This window comes from Bifidobacterium catenulatum subsp. kashiwanohense JCM 15439 = DSM 21854, from assembly GCF_001042615.1.
Lineage (GTDB): Bacteria > Actinomycetota > Actinomycetes > Actinomycetales > Bifidobacteriaceae > Bifidobacterium > Bifidobacterium catenulatum.
On the sequence record NZ_AP012327.1, the window covers coordinates 699,043 to 718,154 of the forward strand.

At 56.9% G+C, this 19,112-nt stretch carries 14 protein-coding genes, 1 tRNA gene and 1 pseudogene; 13 read left to right on the forward strand and 3 right to left on the reverse strand.

Annotated features, from left to right (window positions below; genetic code table 11):
- The first annotated feature begins 24 nt into the window (after positions 1-24).
- Positions 25-1,203 (forward strand): glycosyltransferase, encoded by a 1,179-nt coding sequence (locus BBKW_RS02990; protein ID WP_128832373.1) that lies wholly within the window; start codon positions 25-27, stop codon positions 1,201-1,203.
- 155 nt (positions 1,204-1,358) lie between these two features.
- Here the strand turns inward: BBKW_RS02990 and BBKW_RS02995 are convergent, their stop codons facing one another.
- Both BBKW_RS02995 and BBKW_RS03000 read right to left on the reverse strand, forming a co-directional pair.
- Positions 1,359-2,384, reverse strand: a complete 1,026-nt coding sequence (locus BBKW_RS02995) for a threonine aldolase family protein (protein ID WP_033501329.1) — start codon at positions 2,382-2,384, stop codon at positions 1,359-1,361.
- Between the two features lie 108 nt (positions 2,385-2,492).
- A tRNA-His gene (locus BBKW_RS03000) sits at positions 2,493-2,568 on the reverse strand.
- Positions 2,569-2,845: 277 nt separating this feature from the next.
- Here BBKW_RS03000 and BBKW_RS03005 point away from each other — a divergent pair.
- The 11 genes and pseudogenes from BBKW_RS03005 (at position 2,846) to gmk (ending at position 16,497) form a co-directional block, all read left to right on the forward strand.
- Positions 2,846-3,886 (forward strand): bile acid:sodium symporter family protein, encoded by a 1,041-nt coding sequence (locus BBKW_RS03005; protein WP_033501328.1) that lies wholly within the window; start codon positions 2,846-2,848, stop codon positions 3,884-3,886.
- A 744-nt stretch (positions 3,887-4,630) separates the two neighbouring features.
- Entirely contained in the window at positions 4,631-5,002 is a 372-nt protein-coding gene (gene rpsL, locus BBKW_RS03010) for a 30S ribosomal protein S12 (RefSeq protein WP_003808601.1), read from the forward strand.
- 5 nt (positions 5,003-5,007) lie between these two features.
- Entirely contained in the window at positions 5,008-5,478 is a 471-nt protein-coding gene (gene rpsG, locus BBKW_RS03015; RefSeq protein WP_003836460.1) for a 30S ribosomal protein S7, read from the forward strand.
- A 30-nt stretch (positions 5,479-5,508) separates the two neighbouring features.
- Positions 5,509-7,638 (forward strand): elongation factor G, encoded by a 2,130-nt coding sequence (gene fusA / locus BBKW_RS03020; protein WP_004219516.1) that lies wholly within the window; start codon positions 5,509-5,511, stop codon positions 7,636-7,638.
- Between the two features lie 169 nt (positions 7,639-7,807).
- Positions 7,808-9,007, forward strand: coding sequence for an elongation factor Tu (gene tuf / locus BBKW_RS03025; protein ID WP_033501327.1), 1,200 nt, complete (start codon positions 7,808-7,810; stop codon positions 9,005-9,007).
- Between the two features lie 179 nt (positions 9,008-9,186).
- Positions 9,187-9,750, forward strand: coding sequence for an elongation factor P (efp, locus tag BBKW_RS03030; protein WP_003836469.1), 564 nt, complete (start codon positions 9,187-9,189; stop codon positions 9,748-9,750).
- Between the two features lie 22 nt (positions 9,751-9,772).
- Positions 9,773-10,213, forward strand: a pseudogene (gene nusB, locus BBKW_RS03035) (transcription antitermination factor NusB); the annotation flags it as partial.
- A gap of 117 nt (positions 10,214-10,330) precedes the next feature.
- Positions 10,331-11,521 carry a glutamine-hydrolyzing carbamoyl-phosphate synthase small subunit gene (carA, locus tag BBKW_RS03040; protein ID WP_033501386.1) on the forward strand — a complete coding sequence of 397 codons (1,191 nt, stop codon included), beginning with the start codon at positions 10,331-10,333 and terminating at the stop codon, positions 11,519-11,521.
- Entirely contained in the window at positions 11,514-14,894 is a 3,381-nt protein-coding gene (gene carB, locus BBKW_RS03045) for a carbamoyl-phosphate synthase large subunit (protein ID WP_033501326.1), read from the forward strand. Before carA ends, carB begins: the two co-directional genes overlap by 8 nt.
- The gene (pyrF, locus tag BBKW_RS03050) at positions 14,894-15,835 is read left to right on the forward strand and encodes an orotidine-5'-phosphate decarboxylase (protein WP_033501325.1); all 942 of its coding nucleotides are present in this window, start codon (positions 14,894-14,896) and stop codon (positions 15,833-15,835) included. Before carB ends, pyrF begins: the two co-directional genes overlap by 1 nt.
- Before the next feature lie 74 nt (positions 15,836-15,909).
- Positions 15,910-16,497 (forward strand): guanylate kinase, encoded by a 588-nt coding sequence (gene gmk, locus BBKW_RS03055; protein ID WP_033501324.1) that lies wholly within the window; start codon positions 15,910-15,912, stop codon positions 16,495-16,497.
- Between the two features lie 133 nt (positions 16,498-16,630).
- Here the strand turns inward: gmk and ilvD are convergent, their stop codons facing one another.
- Positions 16,631-18,490, reverse strand: coding sequence for a dihydroxy-acid dehydratase (gene ilvD / locus BBKW_RS03060; protein WP_033501323.1), 1,860 nt, complete (start codon positions 18,488-18,490; stop codon positions 16,631-16,633).
- Positions 18,491-18,703: 213 nt separating this feature from the next.
- Here ilvD and rpoZ point away from each other — a divergent pair, with 213 nt between their 5' ends.
- A complete protein-coding gene (gene rpoZ / locus BBKW_RS03065; RefSeq protein WP_003836480.1) occupies positions 18,704-18,988 on the forward strand; it encodes a DNA-directed RNA polymerase subunit omega in 285 nt (94 codons plus the stop codon).
- The last annotated feature ends 124 nt before the right edge of the window (positions 18,989-19,112 follow it).

Here is a 19,112-nt window from a genome sequence, read left to right on the forward strand (position 1 = left end):
TTCCTATTGTGCCATCGGCGTAGGATGGAGTGCATGTCTGAGACGGAACAGGAAGAAACACAACGCCCCCTGACCATCGCCATGGTGGTCGACACGTCGGGAAACCGAGGCAATGGCACTTCGAATTCGGCATTGCAATGGGCGGAGGAATTGAAACGGCAAGGCCACACGGTCAGGCTCGTAGGCGTTGGTGCGCCTGAATACCCGGCGCGAGTCAACCATGTGCCTCTGGTCAGTTGGGTGGCGAAGCAGCAGCAGATGCAGTTCGCAGAGCCGAGCGACACGCTGTTCAGAATTGCGTTTCAAGGAGTGGACGTGGTGCATATCTACACCCCGTTCCGTTTCGGCCAGCATGCTTGCAAAGTCGCCAAACAGATGGGAATCGCGGTTACTGCGGGCTATCATGTGCAGCCGGAGAACATCACGTATTCGGCGGGTCCGCTGAAATATATTCCGGGTATCGACTCGTTTATCTACTGGCTGTTCAATCTGTGGCTGTATCGCAAAATTGGCCATGTGCATGTGCCCACCGAACTTGGCGCAAGTCTGCTGCGTTCCCACGGATACAAAGCGAAACTGCACGTGATTTCCAACGGATACGAAGCGCGATTCACTCCGAAAACGCAGCGCGATGCAGGGAAGTCCGCGCCGGTTCCGTTCCATATCGTCGCTTCCGGACGATTGACGAACGAAAAGAATCATGTTGCGTTGATTCAGGCGATCGCGCGTTGCAGGCATGCGCAAGATATTGAATTGACGATTGCCGGCACTGGTCCTCTGAAAAAGAAATTGCAGCGACTCGCGTCACGCTTGCTTTCCAGACCGGCGTCGATTGGATTTCATAAGAATACAGAAATGCCGGCTTTGCTGCGTTCCAGTAATCTGCTGGTGCATCCTTCGATTGCCGATCTTGAGTCGGTGAGTGTGATCGAGGGTATGGCTGCCGGCTTGGTTCCTGTGATCGCCTCATCGCCGTTGAGTGCGGCAGGCCAGTTTGCGTTGCGAGATGAGTCGCTGTTCCCCGTTGACGATGTGGAAGCGTTGGCGAGACGTATCGATTGGTGGATCGACCATCCCGACGAATTGTCGAAATGGAGTGGGATCTACGCCGAACACACCAAGGAACATTATTCGGTGGAGGCGTCCGTGCGTAAGTTCATTGCGATGGAACGCGAGGCAATCTCTGACAATATCAGCAAATAAAGCAATGCGTAATATGCGTAATATGCGGCGTAAATGAAACCACGTATACGATTAATGGCTGTTGTGTAAATAAAAAAGGCGCGGGATGAAAGTCCTGCGCCTTTTATTGTTCGTTTTTTAATAATTATTCTGTGCCTATTCTCATCGGCGATGCGCTACAGCAGTGCGATCAGCTGCTCAACCTGCTCGTCGGTGGTGGCCCAGCTGGTGCAGATGCGCATCACCGTGTGCGTGTCGTCGGCCTTTTCCATGAAGCCGAGGCGCACGCTGCGCTGCAAACGTTCGGACGTCTCGTTATCAAGTGTGATGAAGATCTGATTGGTCGGCGCGTCGAAGGTGAGCGTATAGCCGCGTTCCACGAGCACTTCGCGAATGCGGTCGGCCGCATCGTTGGCGCGGCGGGCGATTCTGCAGTACAAGTTGTCGGTGAACAGCGTGTCGAATTGCACGCCCAGCAGCCATCCCTTGGCGAGCAAAGCTCCATGCTGTTTGACGAGCGTCACGAAGTTCTTCGGCATGTTGCCGTGCGTGAACACCACTGCTTCGCCGAACATGGCACCCACCTTGGTGCCGCCGATGTAGAACACATCCGCGATGCGTGCGATGTCTTCAAGTGTCACGTCGTTGCCGGTTGCGGTCAGCGCGTAGCCGAGTCGTGCGCCGTCGATGAACAATGGCATGTCGTACTTTGTGCAGATCTTGCGGATCGCTTCGAGTTCGTCGAGCGTGTAGAGCGTGCCATATTCGGTGGACTGTGAAATGTACACGCATCCGGGGAATACCATATGCGTGTAGTTGCCGTCCGCATAGAACGTGGCGCAATATTCATCGAGCTCGTTCGCATTGATCTTGCCGTCATGGTGGGGGAGCGTCAGCACCTTGTGGCCGGTGAATTCGATAGCGCCCGCCTCATGCACGTTCACATGGCCAGTGTTTGCCGCGACCACGCCGGCATACTGCGGTGTGATGGAGTCGATGATGGTCTGATTGGTTTGCGTGCCACCTACCAGGAAGAAAATTTGAGCGTCGGGGCAGGAGCATGCCTCGCGAATCTTGGTTTTCGCGCTTTCGCAGATGCTGTCATTGCCGTAACCCGGATATTGGTTCTGCTCGATCTGTTCGATGCGTTCGATGATTTCCGGCGTTGCCGTACAGGAATAGTCGTTTTCAAAAGACAGCATGATGCGCTCCTTGTATCTGACTTATGCTGATGACTTGCGATCGGCTGTTTGCTGTATTCAAGCCTTCCGGATAGCAAAAGACCTCGGAATTTCTTCCGAGGTCTTTACTGGGGTGGCTAACGCGGCTCGAACGCGCGACCTTCTGAACCACAATCAGATGCTCTACCAACTGAGCTATAGCCACCATGTTTTCACTTCGTGCAGAAGCGCAACAGGTGAAAACTATACACGATTTTCCAGCTATGTCTACATCGGCGTGTTGCATATGCCTGCCGTCGGCTTGCGCTGTGGGCTGTTCATTATGTGAATGGCAGATTACACAAAGCCGAAACTCACGCGTACCTTGTAGTCGCTGCATGCGGGAGGGTGTGCGGTAACGGCGGTGCGAGCCGTCTCGGAGTATTTTCGGCGTATGTGGATCATCGGCCGAAAAGCTGTGAAGTGTGAAGGAAGAGATATTCATGCAGAAGGTCAAAGCGTTTGGTGATTGGCTTACCAAGTGGTTCACCGCGATTGTGATTGTGTGGGCCGTGTTCAACTATTTCGTGCCGCAGGCAAGCTTGTGGGGCAAGTCCTATACCGGTTATTTCCTGGGTATCGTGCTGTTCGGTATGGGTCTTACCTTGACCCTCGACGATTTCAAGCGCATTCTCACCCAGCCTCTGATGGTCATCGTCGGCACCGTGGCCCACTTCGTCATCATGCCGTTGGTGGCTGTGCTGCTGTGCTGGATTTTCCGTCTTGATGGTGCGCTCGCCGTCGGTGTGATTCTGGTCGGCTGCTGCCCGTCCGGAACCTCGTCCAACGTGATGAGCTATCTGAGCCGTGGCGATGTGGCGCTGGATGTGTCCATCGGCATTCTGTCCACGCTGTGCGCGCCGTTCATGATTCCGCTGTTGATGCAGTGGCTCGCTTCCCAGTATGTGTCGGTTCCGGTGGAATCCCTGTTCCTCAATGCGGTTAAGGTGGTGCTGTTCCCGATCGCTCTTGGCGTGATCTGCCATGCCATTTTCGGCGAGAAGATCGAGAAGATCACGGTCGCTCTGCCGATCGTGTCCCAGGTGGCCATTCTGCTTATCATCGGCGTGGTCGTCGCGGCCAACGGTCCGAAGCTGTTCGTGGCTTCCTCGTTGCTTGCCATTCCGGTGGTCATTCTGCACAACCTGTGCGGATATGCGCTGGGCTTCGGCTTCTCCAAGCTCATGTACAAGGTGTATCCGAAGGGCTTCCGTTATGCGCAACAGAAGGCCATCACCTTCGAGGTCGGAATGCAGGATTCCGCGTTGGGGGCGACTTTGGCGCTGACGTCGTTCGCGTCCAATCCGTTGGCCGCGGTGCCGTCCACGTTCTTCAGCGTTTGGCACAACATTTCCGGCTCCGTGCTGTCCAGCTGGTGGCGTGAGCATGATGACAGGCATCAGATTCATCCTGATTCCGACAATGGCGAGAAGGGCTCGGCTGCGAAGGCCCGTGAAGACGCCGTTGAAACGGCCAACGGCTGACATTCGTCAGTAGATTTCGTCGTTATATTGCGCATTCCCTGAATCTTTCAAAATGATTCAGGGAATGTTCTATTTTGAGTGGTGTAAACGTGTCATTGTGATGTTTTGTTACATTACGCTGATGTAGACAAAATGATTGAAATTATTGGGATTTAAGGGCGTTTTCACCTGTATTTTTTGTTCGTTTTAAGGTATACTGTAACCGAAGGCCGGAGTTGTGGATCAGTCGAGGATTCGTCAGGTCGCAACGAAGCGTCTATGGCCGCGAGGTTCATGCGCAACGCCTTTAAGATATAACTGAACAATAGCGATTCGAGATGGCGGCGATGGGGTAGTACGGCGAACGCGCCGGGCCGCAAATGCAAAACAGACAACGAGACTGAAGAGTGCGCGCAAGGCGGCGCGTGGCAAAGAAGTGGGAACCTCCTTCCCAGACGGATGGCCCCGGATTCGAAAGGATTCGGGGCCATCCCTTTTGCGACTTGCGACACGGCATGTTGGAATGTCTCGGGAATCCGTATAATAGTAATTCGTGTGTGCCAACGGCATGCCTTATGTAACAGGCGTGCGGGTTGGGATATCCCGGAACTCGATTGCATCACGCGCAGCAATGCGGCGGTGAGAGAGGGATGGGCCATCGGGCCGGTGGACTGTGGCTATCCTCACGATTCAGATGCGTGGAGTGTGGGTGCAGTGCGGCGGTCACACAAAAGCAAGAGAAACCACTGAATCGGAGAATTCAAGTTGCCTACTATTGAACAGCTCGTCCGTAAGGGACGTCAGGCAAAGCCGAAGAAGTCCAAGACTTTGGCACTGAAGGGAAGCCCGCTGCGCCGCGGCGTGTGCACCCGTGTTTACACCACCACCCCGAAGAAGCCGAACTCGGCACTGCGTAAGGTCGCTCGTGTGCGCCTGAGCTCCGGTGTGGAAGTCACCGCTTACATCCCGGGCGAAGGCCACAACCTGCAGGAGCACTCCATTGTGCTCGTGCGCGGCGGCCGTGTCAAGGATCTGCCGGGTGTTCGTTACCACATCGTTCGTGGCGCCCTCGATACCCAGGGTGTGAAGGATCGCAAGCAGGGTCGTTCCCTGTACGGAGCAAAGAAGGCGAAGTAAGAGATATGTCACGTAAAGGACCTTCCAAGAAGCATCAGCTGCTGCCGGATCCGATTTACGGTTCCACTGTTGTGGCACAGCTCATCAACAAGATTCTGCTCGACGGCAAGAAGTCGATCGCCGAAGACATCGTCTACTCCGCTCTCGATATGGTCAAGGAAAAGACCGATCAGGAGCCGGTGGCAGTGCTTAAGCGCGCTCTCGACAACATCCGTCCGTCCCTCGAGGTTCGCTCCCGCCGCGTCGGTGGCGCTACCTACCAGGTTCCGGTCGAAGTGAAGCCGGCTCGTGCGAACACCCTGTCTCTGCGCTGGCTGACTGACTTCTCCCGCGCCCGTCGTGAGAAGACCATGGCTGAGCGTCTGGCCAACGAAATCCTCGATGCCTCCAATGGCCTTGGTGCTTCTGTCAAGCGTCGCGAGGATACTCATAAGATGGCAGAGGCCAACAAGGCCTTCGCTCATTACCGCTGGTAATTAGTCGAGAACGAGAGTTAAGGAACACTCATGGCACTAGACGTGCTCAATGATCTCAACCAGATCCGTAACATCGGCATCATGGCTCACATCGATGCCGGTAAGACCACTACCACCGAACGTATCCTGTACTACACCGGCAAGAACTACAAGATCGGCGAGACCCATGACGGTGCCTCGACGATGGACTTCATGGCTCAGGAGCAGGAACGCGGCATCACCATCCAGTCCGCTGCAACCACTTGCTTCTGGAACCGTCAGACCCATGACGAGAAGCAGAAGTTCCAGATCAACATCATCGATACCCCGGGCCACGTGGACTTCACGGCCGAGGTAGAGCGCTCCCTGCGTGTGCTCGATGGTGCTGTTGCCGTGTTCGACGGCAAGGAAGGTGTGGAGCCTCAGTCCGAGACCGTTTGGCGTCAGGCTGACAAGTACGGCGTTCCGCGTATCTGCTTCATCAACAAGATGGATAAGCTCGGCGCTGACTTCTACTACTCCGTCGACACCATCAAAACCAAGCTGGGCGCGACCCCGCTTGTCGTGCAGCTGCCGATCGGCGCTGAGAACGACTTCGCCGGCGTTGTCGATCTGATTCGTATGAAGGCTTACGTCTGGAACGACGTTTCCGGCGACATGGGCGCTCACTACGACACCACCGACATCCCGGCCGACCTGCAGGACAAGGCTGAGCAGTATCGTGCAGAGCTGCTCGACCAGGTCGCAGAGTCCGATGAAGAGCTGCTTGAGAAGTATCTCGAGTCTGGCGAACTAACTGAGGACGAGATCCGTAGCGGCATCCGTAAGCTCACCATCAACCGTGAAGCCTACCCGGTGCTCTGCGGCTCCGCCTTCAAGGACAAGGGTGTTCAGCCGATGCTGGACGCCGTCGTCGACTACCTGCCGAGCCCGGAGGACGTTCCGTCCATCGTCGGTTTCGATCCGAAGGACGAATCCATCGAGATCGATCGCAAGCCAACCACCGATGATCCGTTCTCTGCTCTGGTCTTCAAGATCTCTACCCACCCGTTCTACGGCAAGCTCGTGTTCGTGCGCGTCTACTCCGGCGCCGTCACCCCGGGCGACACCGTGCTTGACTCCACCAAGGGCAAGAAGGAACGCGTCGGCAAGATCTTCCAGATGCACGCCGACAAGGAGAACCCGGTCGATGCCGCCGAAGCCGGCAACATCTACACCTTCGTGGGCCTGAAGAACATCACCACCGGTGACACCCTGTGCGATGAAAAGGCTCCGATCTCCCTCGAATCCATGACCTTCCCGGATCCGGTGATCGAGGTGGCCGTGGAGCCGAAGACCAAGGCCGATCAGGAGAAGATGAGCATCGCTTTGGCGAAGCTGTCCGACGAAGATCCGACCTTCCAGGTGAAGACCGACGAAGAGTCCGGCCAGACTCTGATCTCCGGCATGGGCGAGCTGCAGCTCGACATCATCGTCGACCGTATGCGTCGTGAATTCAAGGTGGAGTGCAACGTGGGTAACCCGCAGGTTGCATACCGCGAGACGATCCGCAAGGCCGTCATGAACCAGGAATACACGCACAAGAAGCAGACCGGTGGTTCCGGCCAGTTCGCAAAGGTCTTGATGAACTTCGAGCCGCTCAACACCGAAGAGGGCGAGACCTACGAGTTCGTCAACGAGGTCACTGGCGGCCACATCACCAAGGAATTCATTCCTTCCATCGATGCTGGTGTGCAGGAAGCCATGGAATCCGGCGTGCTCGCCGGCTTCCCGGTGGTTGGCGTCAAGGCTACCGTCACCGACGGCCAGGTCCACGACGTCGACTCCTCCGAAATGGCCTTCAAGATCGCAGGTTCCATGTGCTTCAAGGAAGCTGCTCCGAAGGCTAAGCCGGTCATCCTCGAGCCGATCATGGCCGTGGAAGTGCGTACTCCGGAAGAGTACATGGGCGACGTGATGGGCGATATCAACGCCCGTCGTGGTTCCATCCAGTCCATGACCGACTCCACCGGTGTCAAGGTCATCGATGCCAAGGTTCCGCTGTCCGAGATGTTCGGCTACATCGGCGACCTCCGCTCCAAGACCCAGGGCCGTGCAATGTTCACCATGCAGATGGACTCCTACGCTGAGGTTCCGAAGAACGTCTCCGAGGAGATCATCAAGGCCCAGCGCGGCGAGTGACACGCGCTGCCGCTTAAGTGGAAACTGTCTCCAGTCAGCGCTAGTATTTTGTAGCGCTGACTGGGTTCGGGCTCCAAAGTGGCACAAACCCGTCAAACCCAGTAAAATGTAGCGAGTGCCTTGAAGTGAGTTCAAGGCTTACTACGAGACGTCCAGGAGGACAAAACACATGGCAAAGGAAAAGTACGAGCGTACTAAGCCGCACGTTAACATTGGTACCATCGGCCACGTCGATCACGGTAAGACTACCCTGACCGCAGCCATCTCCAAGGTCCTGCACGAGGAGTACCCGGACATCAACCCGGCTTACGACTTCAACCAGATCGACGCCGCTCCGGAAGAGCAGCAGCGTGGTATCACCATCAACATTGCCCACATCGAGTACCAGACCGCTGAGCGTCACTACGCTCACGTCGACTGCCCGGGCCACGCCGACTTCGTGAAGAACATGATCACCGGCGCTGCCCAGATGGATGGCGCTATCCTCGTTGTGGCCGCCACTGACGGTCCGATGGCTCAGACCCGCGAGCACGTGCTGCTCGCTCGCCAGGTGGGCGTGCCGCGTATCCTCGTCGCTCTGAACAAGTGCGATATGGTCGACGACGAAGAGCTCGTCGAGCTCGTTGAGGAAGAGGTCCGTGACCTCCTCGACGAGAACGGCTTCGATCGCGATTGCCCGGTCATCCACACCTCCGCTTACGGCGCGCTGCACGACGACGCTCCGGATCACGAGAAGTGGGTTGAGTCCGTCAAGGAACTCATGAAGGCTGTCGATGAGTACATCCCGACCCCGACTCACGATCTGGACAAGCCGTTCCTGATGCCGATCGAAGATGTGTTCACCATCTCCGGCCGTGGCACCGTGGTTACCGGCCGTGTCGAGCGTGGTAAGCTCCCGGTCAACTCCAACGTCGAGATCGTTGGTATCCGTCCGACCCAGACCACCACCGTCACCTCCATCGAGACCTTCCACAAGCAGATGGACGAGTGCGAGGCTGGCGACAACACCGGTCTGCTGCTCCGCGGCATCAACCGTGACCAGGTCGAGCGTGGCCAGGTTCTGGCTGCTCCGGGCTCCGTGACCCCGCACACCAAGTTCGAGGGCGAAGTCTACGTGCTGACCAAGGACGAAGGCGGCCGTCACTCGCCGTTCTTCTCCAACTACCGTCCGCAGTTCTACTTCCGTACCACCGACGTCACCGGCGTTATCACCCTGCCGGAAGGCGTTGAGATGGTGCAGCCGGGCGATCACGCTACCTTCGGCGTTGAGCTGATTCAGCCGATCGCTATGGAAGAGGGCCTGACCTTCGCAGTGCGCGAAGGCGGCCACACCGTCGGCTCGGGCCGTGTCACCAAGATCATCGAGTAGTTTCTGCTTGATGTCAAGACACGCTTGAACTAGCGTTTTAGGAAAACCTCCCAAGGCATTTTGCTGAGGGAGGTTTTCCTATATATGGAAGGCTTACCGACAAAGTATGCACACCGTGGCATAATGAGCAAGGCTCTTTTTAAGCTTTCCCTGTTAGACGAAGAAATAGGTGAGTTAATTTGGCACAGACTACCAATGACATCAAGAACGGTTCCGTCCTGAACCTCGATGGCCAGCTGTGGGCCGTCATCAAGTTCCAGCACGTCAAGCCGGGCAAGGGCCCTGCTTTCGTGCGCACCACCATCAAGAACGTGCTCTCGGGCAAGATCGTCGACAAGACCTTCAATGCCGGCATGAAGATGGAATTCGAAACCGTCGACAACCGCAACCTCCAGTACTCCTACGAGGACGGCGACAATTTCGTGTTCATGGATATGACCACCTACGATCAGATCTACATTCCGAAGACTCTCGTCGGCGACCAGGCCAAGTTCCTGCTGGAAGGAACTGACTGCGTCGTGTCCTTCCACGACGGCACCCCGCTGTCCGTCGAACTGCCGGCTTCCGTGATCCTGACCGTCACCCATACCGAACCGGGTCTGCAGGGCAACCGTTCCAACGCCGGTACCAAGCCGGCCACCGTTGAGACTGGTGCCGAGATTCAGGTTCCGCTGTTCATCGGCGAAGGCGAGAAGGTCAAGGTGAACACCACCGACGGCTCCTACCTCGGCCGCGAGAACTGAGAGTAAGGACGAAAGAAGTTTCATGGCACGTTCCACCGCTCGTAAGAGGGCTCTGAATACGTTGTATGAAGCGGATGAGAAGGGACAGGACATCCTGTCCCTTCTTGCTGAGCGCATTGAGCAGCCCGGCGCCCAGACTCCGCTGCCTGAATACGCCATCGAAATCGTTCGTGGCGTTGCGGAACATATCGCAGCCATCGATTCCACGCTTGACGAGCATTCCACCGGTTGGAAGGTCAAGCGTATGGGCGTTGTCGATCGCAATATTCTGCGTATCGCGGCGTGGGAGATCATGTTCAATGATGATGTTCCGAATATGGTGGCCATCGACGAGGCGCTTGGCCTTGCCAAGACGCTGTGTGATGACGAATCACCGGCATTCATCCACGGTCTGCTCAGCGCCGTCAGCGCTGATGCGGATGCCGCTCAAGTGGATGAGCAACCGACCGAACCTTCAGCTGAATAAAGCTGAAAGTTAAGCGATTCGGCCGGGTCGCGAGTCCTAACCGGCCGCTATCCTTGGTACGAATACCTTGACTATAAGGGGGTTTTGGTGAACCAGTATGATTCCGAAGCCGTGATGTTTGACCCTCAAGATGCCGTTCTCGTTCTCGAAGACGGACAGGTGTATGTGGGTGAGCCTTACGGCGCGATCGGCACGACCAGCGGGGAGATCGTTTTCGCGACCGGCATGACCGGTTATCAGGAGACGCTTACGGACCCCAGCTACGATCGTCAGATCGTGGTACAGACGTTCCCTCATATTGGGAACACGGGAATCAATGGGGAGGATCCGGAATCCACGCGAATCTGGGTTGCCGGCTACGTCGTGCGCGATCCCAGCCCGAACGTAAGTAATTGGCGCGCTACCGGCAGCCTTGATGACGATCTGGAAGCCAACAAGATTGTTGGCATCAGCCGTATCGACACCCGCAAGCTGGTGCGTCACCTGCGTTCCGCCGGTGTAATGCGTGCTGCGATTTTCTCCGGTGACGCCCTGCTTGACGACAATGGCAAGCTACGTACCATCGAATCCATGCTCGACGAGGTCAAATCCACTCCGCAGATGAAGGGGATGAGCCTCTACGACGAGGTCAGCACCAAGGAAGCCTACACCATCGAACCGTGTGGTGAATTCGCGGGCAAGGAACCGTTGTTCACCATCGCCGCTGTCGATCTTGGCATCAAGGCCATGACTCCGCATCGTATGGCTGAACGCGGTTGCCGTGTGCATGTGGTGCCTTCCAGCATCACGTTCGACGAGCTTGAAGCTCTCCATCCTGATGGTGTTTTCTTCTCCAATGGCCCGGGAGATCCGGAACAGGCCGCCCCTGAAGTGAACTTGCTTCGTCAGGTGCTTGATGCAGGTTATCCGTTCTTCGGTATCTGCTTCGGCAACCAGCTGCTCGGACGTGCGCTTGGCTTCGGTACGTACAAGCTGAAGTTCGGCCACCGTGGCATCAACCAGCCGGTCAAAGACATGACTACCGGCAAAATCGAAATTACCGCGCACAACCACGGTTTCGCCGTCGACGCGCCGATCGGCGAAACCGTTGACGCGCCGTTCGAAAACGGCAAGTATGGCAAGGTGTTCGTCAGTCACATCGATCTGAACGACAACGTGGTTGAAGGCCTGCAGTGCGTCGATATTCCGGCATTCTCCGTGCAGTACCATCCGGAGGCCGCAGCCGGCCCGCACGATGCCGCATACCTGTTCGATCGTTTCGTGGATCTCATGCGTTCCGCCAAGGAGGGAACCCGCAATGCCTAAGCGCACAGACATCAAGTCCGTGATGGTCATCGGCTCCGGTCCGATTGTGATCGGCCAGGCCGCAGAATTCGATTACTCGGGCACCCAGGCCTGCCGCGTGCTTCGTGAGGAAGGCATCCGAGTCATTCTCGTCAACTCCAACCCGGCCACCATCATGACCGATCCGGAAATGGCGGATGCCACCTATATCGAGCCGATCTCCACGCCGATCCTCGAGCAGATCATCGCCAAGGAACGTCCCGACGCCCTGCTGCCGACCCTAGGCGGTCAGACCGCACTGAACGCAGCAATGGCACTGGGCGAGGCCGGGGTGCTCAAGAAGTACAACGTCGAGCTGATTGGCGCTTCCCTTGAAGCCATCGACCGTGGTGAGGATCGTGAGCTCTTCAAGAAGGTCGTTGAGGAGGCTGGCGCCGAATCCGCACGTTCCGACATCGCCCATTCCCTCGAAGAGGTCGATAAAATCGCTGAGAAGTTCGGCTATCCGCTGGTTGTGCGACCGAGCTTCACCATGGGTGGTCTTGGTTCCGGCATTGCGCACGACGAAGAGGAACTGCACCGCATCGCAGGCGCAGGCATCCATTATTCCCCAACCGACGAGGTGCTGATCGAAGAAGGCATCGAAGGCTGGAAGGAATACGAACTCGAGCTGATGCGCGACAAGAAAGACAACGTCGTGGTCGTCTGCCCGATTGAGAACGTGGATCCTGTCGGTGTGCACACCGGCGATTCCATTACCGTGGCGCCTGTGTTCACTCTGACCGATCGCGAGTATCAGAAGCTTCGTGATATCGGCATCGCCATCATTCGTGGCGTGGGCGTCGATACTGGCGGCTGCAACATCCAGTTCGCCATCAACCCGAACACCGGACGCATCATCGTCATCGAAATGAACCCGCGTGTGTCCCGTTCCTCCGCTCTGGCATCCAAGGCAACCGGCTTCCCGATTGCGAAGATTGCTACCAAGCTGGCTCTTGGCTACACGCTCGACGAAATCCAGAACGATATCACGCAGTCCACTCCGGCCAGCTTCGAGCCGACCATCGACTACGTGGTCACCAAGGTTCCGCGTTTCGCTTTCGAAAAGTTCCCGGGTGCCGATCCGACGCTGACCACTTCCATGAAGTCCGTGGGCGAGGCCATGGCGTTGGCAGGCAACTTCCAGGAATCCCTCGGCAAGGCCATGCGCTCCATCGACAAGCGCCACATGGGCTTCAGCTGGGATGGCGACAAGCCTTCCGCACAGGAAGTCGATGAGCTGTTGGACGCCATCAAGGTGCCGACCGAGCATCGTTATCTGCAGATCCAGCGCGCCCTGTGGGGAGGCGCCACCGAACAGCAGATCTTCGACGCCACCAAGATCGACCCGTGGTTCATCCGCCAGTTCGAACTCATCAATGAGACAGCTCTTGAAATCAAGGGAGCGGAGAAGCTTAGCCGCAAGCTGCTGAAGAAGGCGAAGCTGGCTGGTCTTTCCGATCTGCAGATCGCCCATCTACGTCGCTTGGGAGATGAAGGCGAAAACACGATCCGTGAGCTGCGTTGGTCGTATGATCTTCGCCCGGTTTTCAAGACGGTCGATACTTGCGCTGCCGAGTTCGACGCGGTGACTCCGTACTACTACTCCTGCTATGCGGATGAAAGCGAACTGCGCCCGCGTGAGCGCGAAGCCGTGATCATTCTCGGCTCCGGCCCGAACCGTATCGGTCAGGGCATCGAGTTCGACTACACCTGCGTGCATGCCGTGCAGGAACTGGGCAAGGACTATGACACCATCATGGTCAACTGCAACCCGGAAACCGTGTCGACCGATTACGACATGTCCGATCGCCTGTACTTCGAACCGCTCACCTTCGAAGACGTGCTCGAAATCTACGAGGCCGAAAAGAAGATGGGCCCAGTCAAGGGTGTTATCGTTCAGCTTGGTGGACAGACCCCATTGTCTTTGGCAGCTCGTCTGAAGGCTGCTGGCGTGCCGATTCTCGGCACCACGCCTGAATCCATCGATCTGGCTGAAAACCGTGAGCTCTTCGGCGAAGTGCTGAAGAAGGCCGAGATGAACGCGCCTCGCTACGGCACCGCCCTGAGTCTTGACGAAGCCCGTGAAGCGGCACACAACATCGGTTACCCGGTGCTGGTACGTCCGAGCTACGTGCTTGGTGGCCGTGGCATGGAAATCGTGTACGACGATGCCCAGTTGCGCAAGTACGTGGACCGCGCATTGAAGGAAGCCCAGGCCGATACCGTGGTTTCTGGCCGTCTGCCTTCTCCGCTACTGATCGACAAGTTCCTGCAGGACGCCGTGGAAATCGACGTTGATGCCCTGTTCGACGGTCAAGAGTTGTATATCGGCGGCATTATGGAGCATGTCGAGGAAGCCGGTGTGCACTCCGGCGATGCCGCATGCACCTTGCCTCCGAGCACCCTTTCCGATGATCAGATCCGTCGCCTGCGCGAAGGCACCTATGCCATCGCCAAGGGCTGTGGCGTGCAAGGCCTGATCAACGTGCAGTACGCCTTCATGGCCAACACTCTGTACGTCATCGAGGCGAATCCACGTGCTTCCCGTACCGTACCGTTCGCTTCCAAGGCGACCGGCGTGGCACTGGCCAAGGCGGCAGCTCGCATCATGGCCGGCGAAACCATTCAGCAGCAGCGCGACAACGACTTGCTGTTGCCTCACGGCGATGGTGGAGATATTCGCCGCGGTCAGCAGGTTGCCGTCAAGGAATCCGTGCTTCCGTTCAAGCGTTTCCGCACACCGCTCGGCAAGACCGTCGACGTGCTGCTCGGACCGGAGATGCGTTCCACCGGCGAGGTCATGGGCTTTGACCGTGACTTCCCGCATGCGTTCGCCAAGAGCCAGCTGGCCGCCTATGACGGTGGCTTGCCGACAAGCGGCAACGTGTTTATCTCTGTGAACGACACCGACAAGCGTCAACTGCCGTTGTTCGCCGCGCGCTTGGTGGAGCTTGGCTTCAACATTTGGGCCACCGGGGGTACCGCATCCGTGTTGCGTCGCTATGGCATCGACTCCAAGATCGTCGATAAGATCAGCGTGCGTATGGATTCCGATCCGGATGATCCGATTACCACCTACCATGCGGAAGGCAGCGTCGGCAAGAATGTCGTACAGCTGATCGAAGAAGGTGCCATCGATCTGATCCTCAACACGCCGAACTCCCGTGGATCCCGTTCCGACGGCTATGCCATCCGTTCGGCGGCCATTGCCGCGGATCTGCCTCAGTTCACCACCATGACGGAATTCTCCGCTGTATTGATGGCCATCGAGGCTGTGCGCAATAATGATTATCAGATCATGAGCATTCAGGATCATTCCCAGCAGCTGTTCGAGTTGGAAAGCCGTGAGTAATGGTAAGTAGCCTCAGTAGTGAAGAGATGAGTGCCCAGCGTTCGGATTTCGGTCTGCGTCTGAGCAATTCCATGACCAAGTATGGTCCGCTGTGTGTGGGCATCGACCCGCATCGGCAACTCCTTACCGACTGGGGCTACAATGTGGACGCCTTAGGTGCGGAACTGTACTCCATGCGTATGTTGCAGGCAGCCAATGGGAGAGCGGCAGCCGTCAAATTCCAGTTCTCCATGTTCGAGCGCTACGGTTCGAAAGGTATCGCGGCGCTCGAACGGGTACTGTATGCGGCCCGTCAGATGGGAATCATCACCATTGTCGACTGCCTGCACGGCGGTCTGCCGACTACGGTGTCCGCATTCGCCGACGCCTATTTCAAGCCGGGATCTCCTCTGCTGGCCGACGCCATCACCTTGCTGCCGTACTACGGTGCACGTTCTTTGGGTGGTGTGATCAACGACGCACTCAATAACGGTCGAGGCGTGTTCGTCGCATCGTTGACCTCGAATCAAGAAGGTGCCAGCCTGCAGACAGCCATTCGTCAGGCGGGCGAATATAAGGGTAGAACCGTGGCCTACGGCATCGCCAGCACCGCGCAGAAATTCAACAAGGGCAATGACGGTATGGGTTCCGTTGGCTTGATCATCGGTGCCACTATTGGTCAGTGGATCAATGATTCCGGTGTCGACCCAGCTAAGTTCACTGGTCCTATTCTGTCTCCGGGCTACGGATGGCAAGGTGCTGAAACCCGAGACCTTAAGACGGTATTCAAAGGCACCAAAGGCAATGTGCTTGTCACCGTATCTCGTTTTATCGCCGCGCACGGCCCGGATATTGCCGCTCTGAGCGCGGCCACGGAATCCGTGGCGCTCGATATTCGCCAGGCGCTTATCGAAGCGCAGAACGAAATCGATGATGAGGTTTTGGACGATGAAGAAGAGTGATCGCGTGTTCTCAAATCCGGTGCTGAGATTCCAAATTCCATGTTCTGTTGATTGTTATGAAAAATGAGGATGTAATGACTGACTCTCGTCATGGACGTTTGATTGTGCTTTGTGGTCCTGCCGGTGTTGGCAAGGGCACCGTTTTGGGACGTGTACGTGAGCAGCATCCGCAGATTTGGCTGTCGGTATCCGCAACGACCCGTAAACCACGTCCAGGCGAAGTGGATGGCGTCAATTACTTCTTCATGACCGAACAGGAGTTTCTCGCCAAAGAAGATGCCGGTGAGTTTTTGGAAACCGCTGACGTCTTCGGTCTTGCCCACTACGGCACGCCCGTGAAACCAGTCGTGGAACATCTTGAACAGAATATTCCAGTCATTCTAGAAATCGACATCCAAGGTGCCCGTAGCGTCAAACAGCGTGCGGGGGAGTTGGGTCTTGATGTGATGACCGTGTTTATTGCGCCGCCGTCATTCGAGGAATTGGAGCGTCGTCTTGTCGGGCGTGGTACCGAAACCCCGGAACAGCAGGCGAAACGTTTGGAAACCGCGAAAATCGAACTTGCCGCTGAACCTGAATTCGACAAAGTCATCGTCAATAATGTTGTTGATGATGCTGCAAACGAACTGTGGAATCTTATTGCAACGGAATTCAATCTGTAATCATAATAATTACAGACTGCAACATGCGTTCGAATATATCGGGCGCATGTTTTTTTTTTAAAAAAAAAATGAGGATTGCGCAGTAAGTAAACTACGCAATCCTCATTTTGTATTATTTGAGATTCACTGAAACTCAGGCGAGACCGGAAAGCTTGTTGATCAGCTCCGGATCGCGCGTGGCACCCTTATCTGCGGAACGGGCGAAGGCCGCGTAGGCCTTCAGCGCCTGGGAGACCTTGCGGTCGCGGTGTGCCACATAGCCGTCACCGGCTTCGAGTTCGGCGCGGCGTTGGGTCAGCTCTTCGTCGGAAAGCTCGACGTTCACCGTACGGTTCGGGATATCGATGGTAATGATGTCGCCGTTCTTGATAAGGGCGATCGGGCCCTTGTTCGCCGCCTCGGGAGCGATATGGCCGATGGCCAGACCGGAGGAGCCGCCGGAGTAGCGGCCGTCGGTCAGCATGGCGACCTGCTTGCCGATACCCTTGCCCTTGACGAACGACGTCGGGTACAGCATCTCCTGCATGCCCGGACCGCCCTTTGGGCCCTCGTAGCGGATGACCAGTGCCATACCGGGCTTCAGAGTGTCGTTGAGGATAACCTCGATGGCCTGTTCCTGGGATTCGACGACCAGTGCCGGTCCACGGAAGGTCCAAATCTCCTTCGGCACACCGGCGGTCTTCACCACGCAGCCGTCAGGGGCGAGGTTGCCGCGCAGCACGGCCAGACCGCCTTCGGTGACGGCCGGATGGTCGATGTCGTGGATCGCGCCGTTCACACGGTCGCGGTCGAGGGAATCGAACAGGGTGGTGTGCGTCCACGGATCCGGGGACACGATGTGACCCGGGGCCGCCAGATACATCTGCTTGGCCTGCTCGGTGCAGGTATCACGCATGATGTCCCAGTCGTTGAGCTTGTCCTCAAGTGTCTTGTAATCGATGGAATGCACGTCGCGGTGCAGCTTGCCGGCACGGTCGAGCTCGCCGAGAATGCCGGTGATGCCACCGGCACGATGCACGTCGGAGATCTCCCATTCGCCGGACGGTGAAGCCTTGCAGATGCAGGGCACGGTGTGGGAAATGCGCTCGATATCGTCAAGCGTGAAGTCCACGTCGGCGGACTGCGCCATGGCGAGGATGTGCAGCACGGTGTTGGTGGAGCCGCCCATGGCCACATCCATGGTCATGGCGTTCTCGAACGCTTCCTTGGTGGCGATGGAACGCGGGAGCACAGTCTCGTCATCATCGTCGTAATACTGCTTGGCGATCTTGACGATCTGTTCGGCGGCGCGCTTGAACAAATCCTTACGGTAGGAGTGCGAAGCCAGAATGGTGCCATTGCCCGGCAGGGCCAGGCCGATGGCTTCGGTAAGGCAGTTCATCGAGTTTGCGGTGAACATGCCGGCGCAGGAGCCACAGGTCGGGCAGACGGTCTTCTCATAGGCGAGCAGATCCTCTTCGTCCAGATTGTCGTCGGCGGAGGCGTACATCACGTCGATCAGATCGGTGTTCTTCTTCACTGTGCCGTCAGGAAGCACCGTGGTGCCGGCCTCCATTGGGCCGCCGGAAACGAAGACGGTTGGGATGTTCAGACGCAGAGCGGCCATCAGCATGCCCGGCACGACCTTGTCGCAGTTCGGGATGCAGATCAGAGCGTCGGCGCAGTGCGCGTTCACCTGATATTCCACAGTGTCGGCGATGATGTCACGGCTCGGCAGGGAGTACAGCATGCCGGTGTGGCCCATGGCGATGCCGTCGTCAACGGCCATCGTGTTGAACTCACGCGGGATGCCGCCGGCTTCCTTGATGGCCTCGGAGATCAGTCGACCAACCTTGTTCAGGTGCACGTGGCCGGGCAGGAACTCATCGAAGGAATTGGCGATGGCGATAATCGGTTTGCCGAAATCCTTACCGTCCACGCCAGCGGCACGGTAGAGGGCGCGCGCGCCCGCGAATACTCGTCCATTCATCAGTTTTGCAGATCGCATTTCCATGTTCTCTATTGTGGTAGTTAAGCGGGACACGCGTTTTGTCAAGAGTCACTATGTGGAATTCCCAGAAGCGTTACATTCGCGAGCATTGGCGACGATGCTTGCGCTTGCCAAAAACATAAGAGAAAGGGTTTGAATCAGGTCCAGTGGCGGCCCTATACTTAAGACTTTGGAAAAGAAGCTTTTGGCTTATCTGATGATTGGGAGATAATCAATATGGCATTCGGCACTCAGCCAACCCCGACCGGTCTTGCGGAACCGCCGATCGATGATTTGATGGAGCATGCTGACTCCAAGTACGCACTGGCTATTTTCGCAGCCAAGCGTGCCCGTCAGATCAATTCCTATTTCACCCAGCTTAACGAGGGCCTGCTGCAGAACGTCGGTCCGCTGGTGGAGTATCAGAATCAGGAGAAGCCGCTGTCCATCGCCTTCCGTGAAATCAACGACGGTCTGCTTGAGGAGACCCTCGGCGAAGACGATCTGACCGAAGGTAACTGACGCGACGGCTCTTGAAGACAAGAGCCGAATCTTGAATTTTCATTCGCCCCGATACCTGAGCGGTGCGCTTTGAATAGTCCACAATGAAACTATTGATTGCGTATGCGAAGGACGGGGCGTTTTT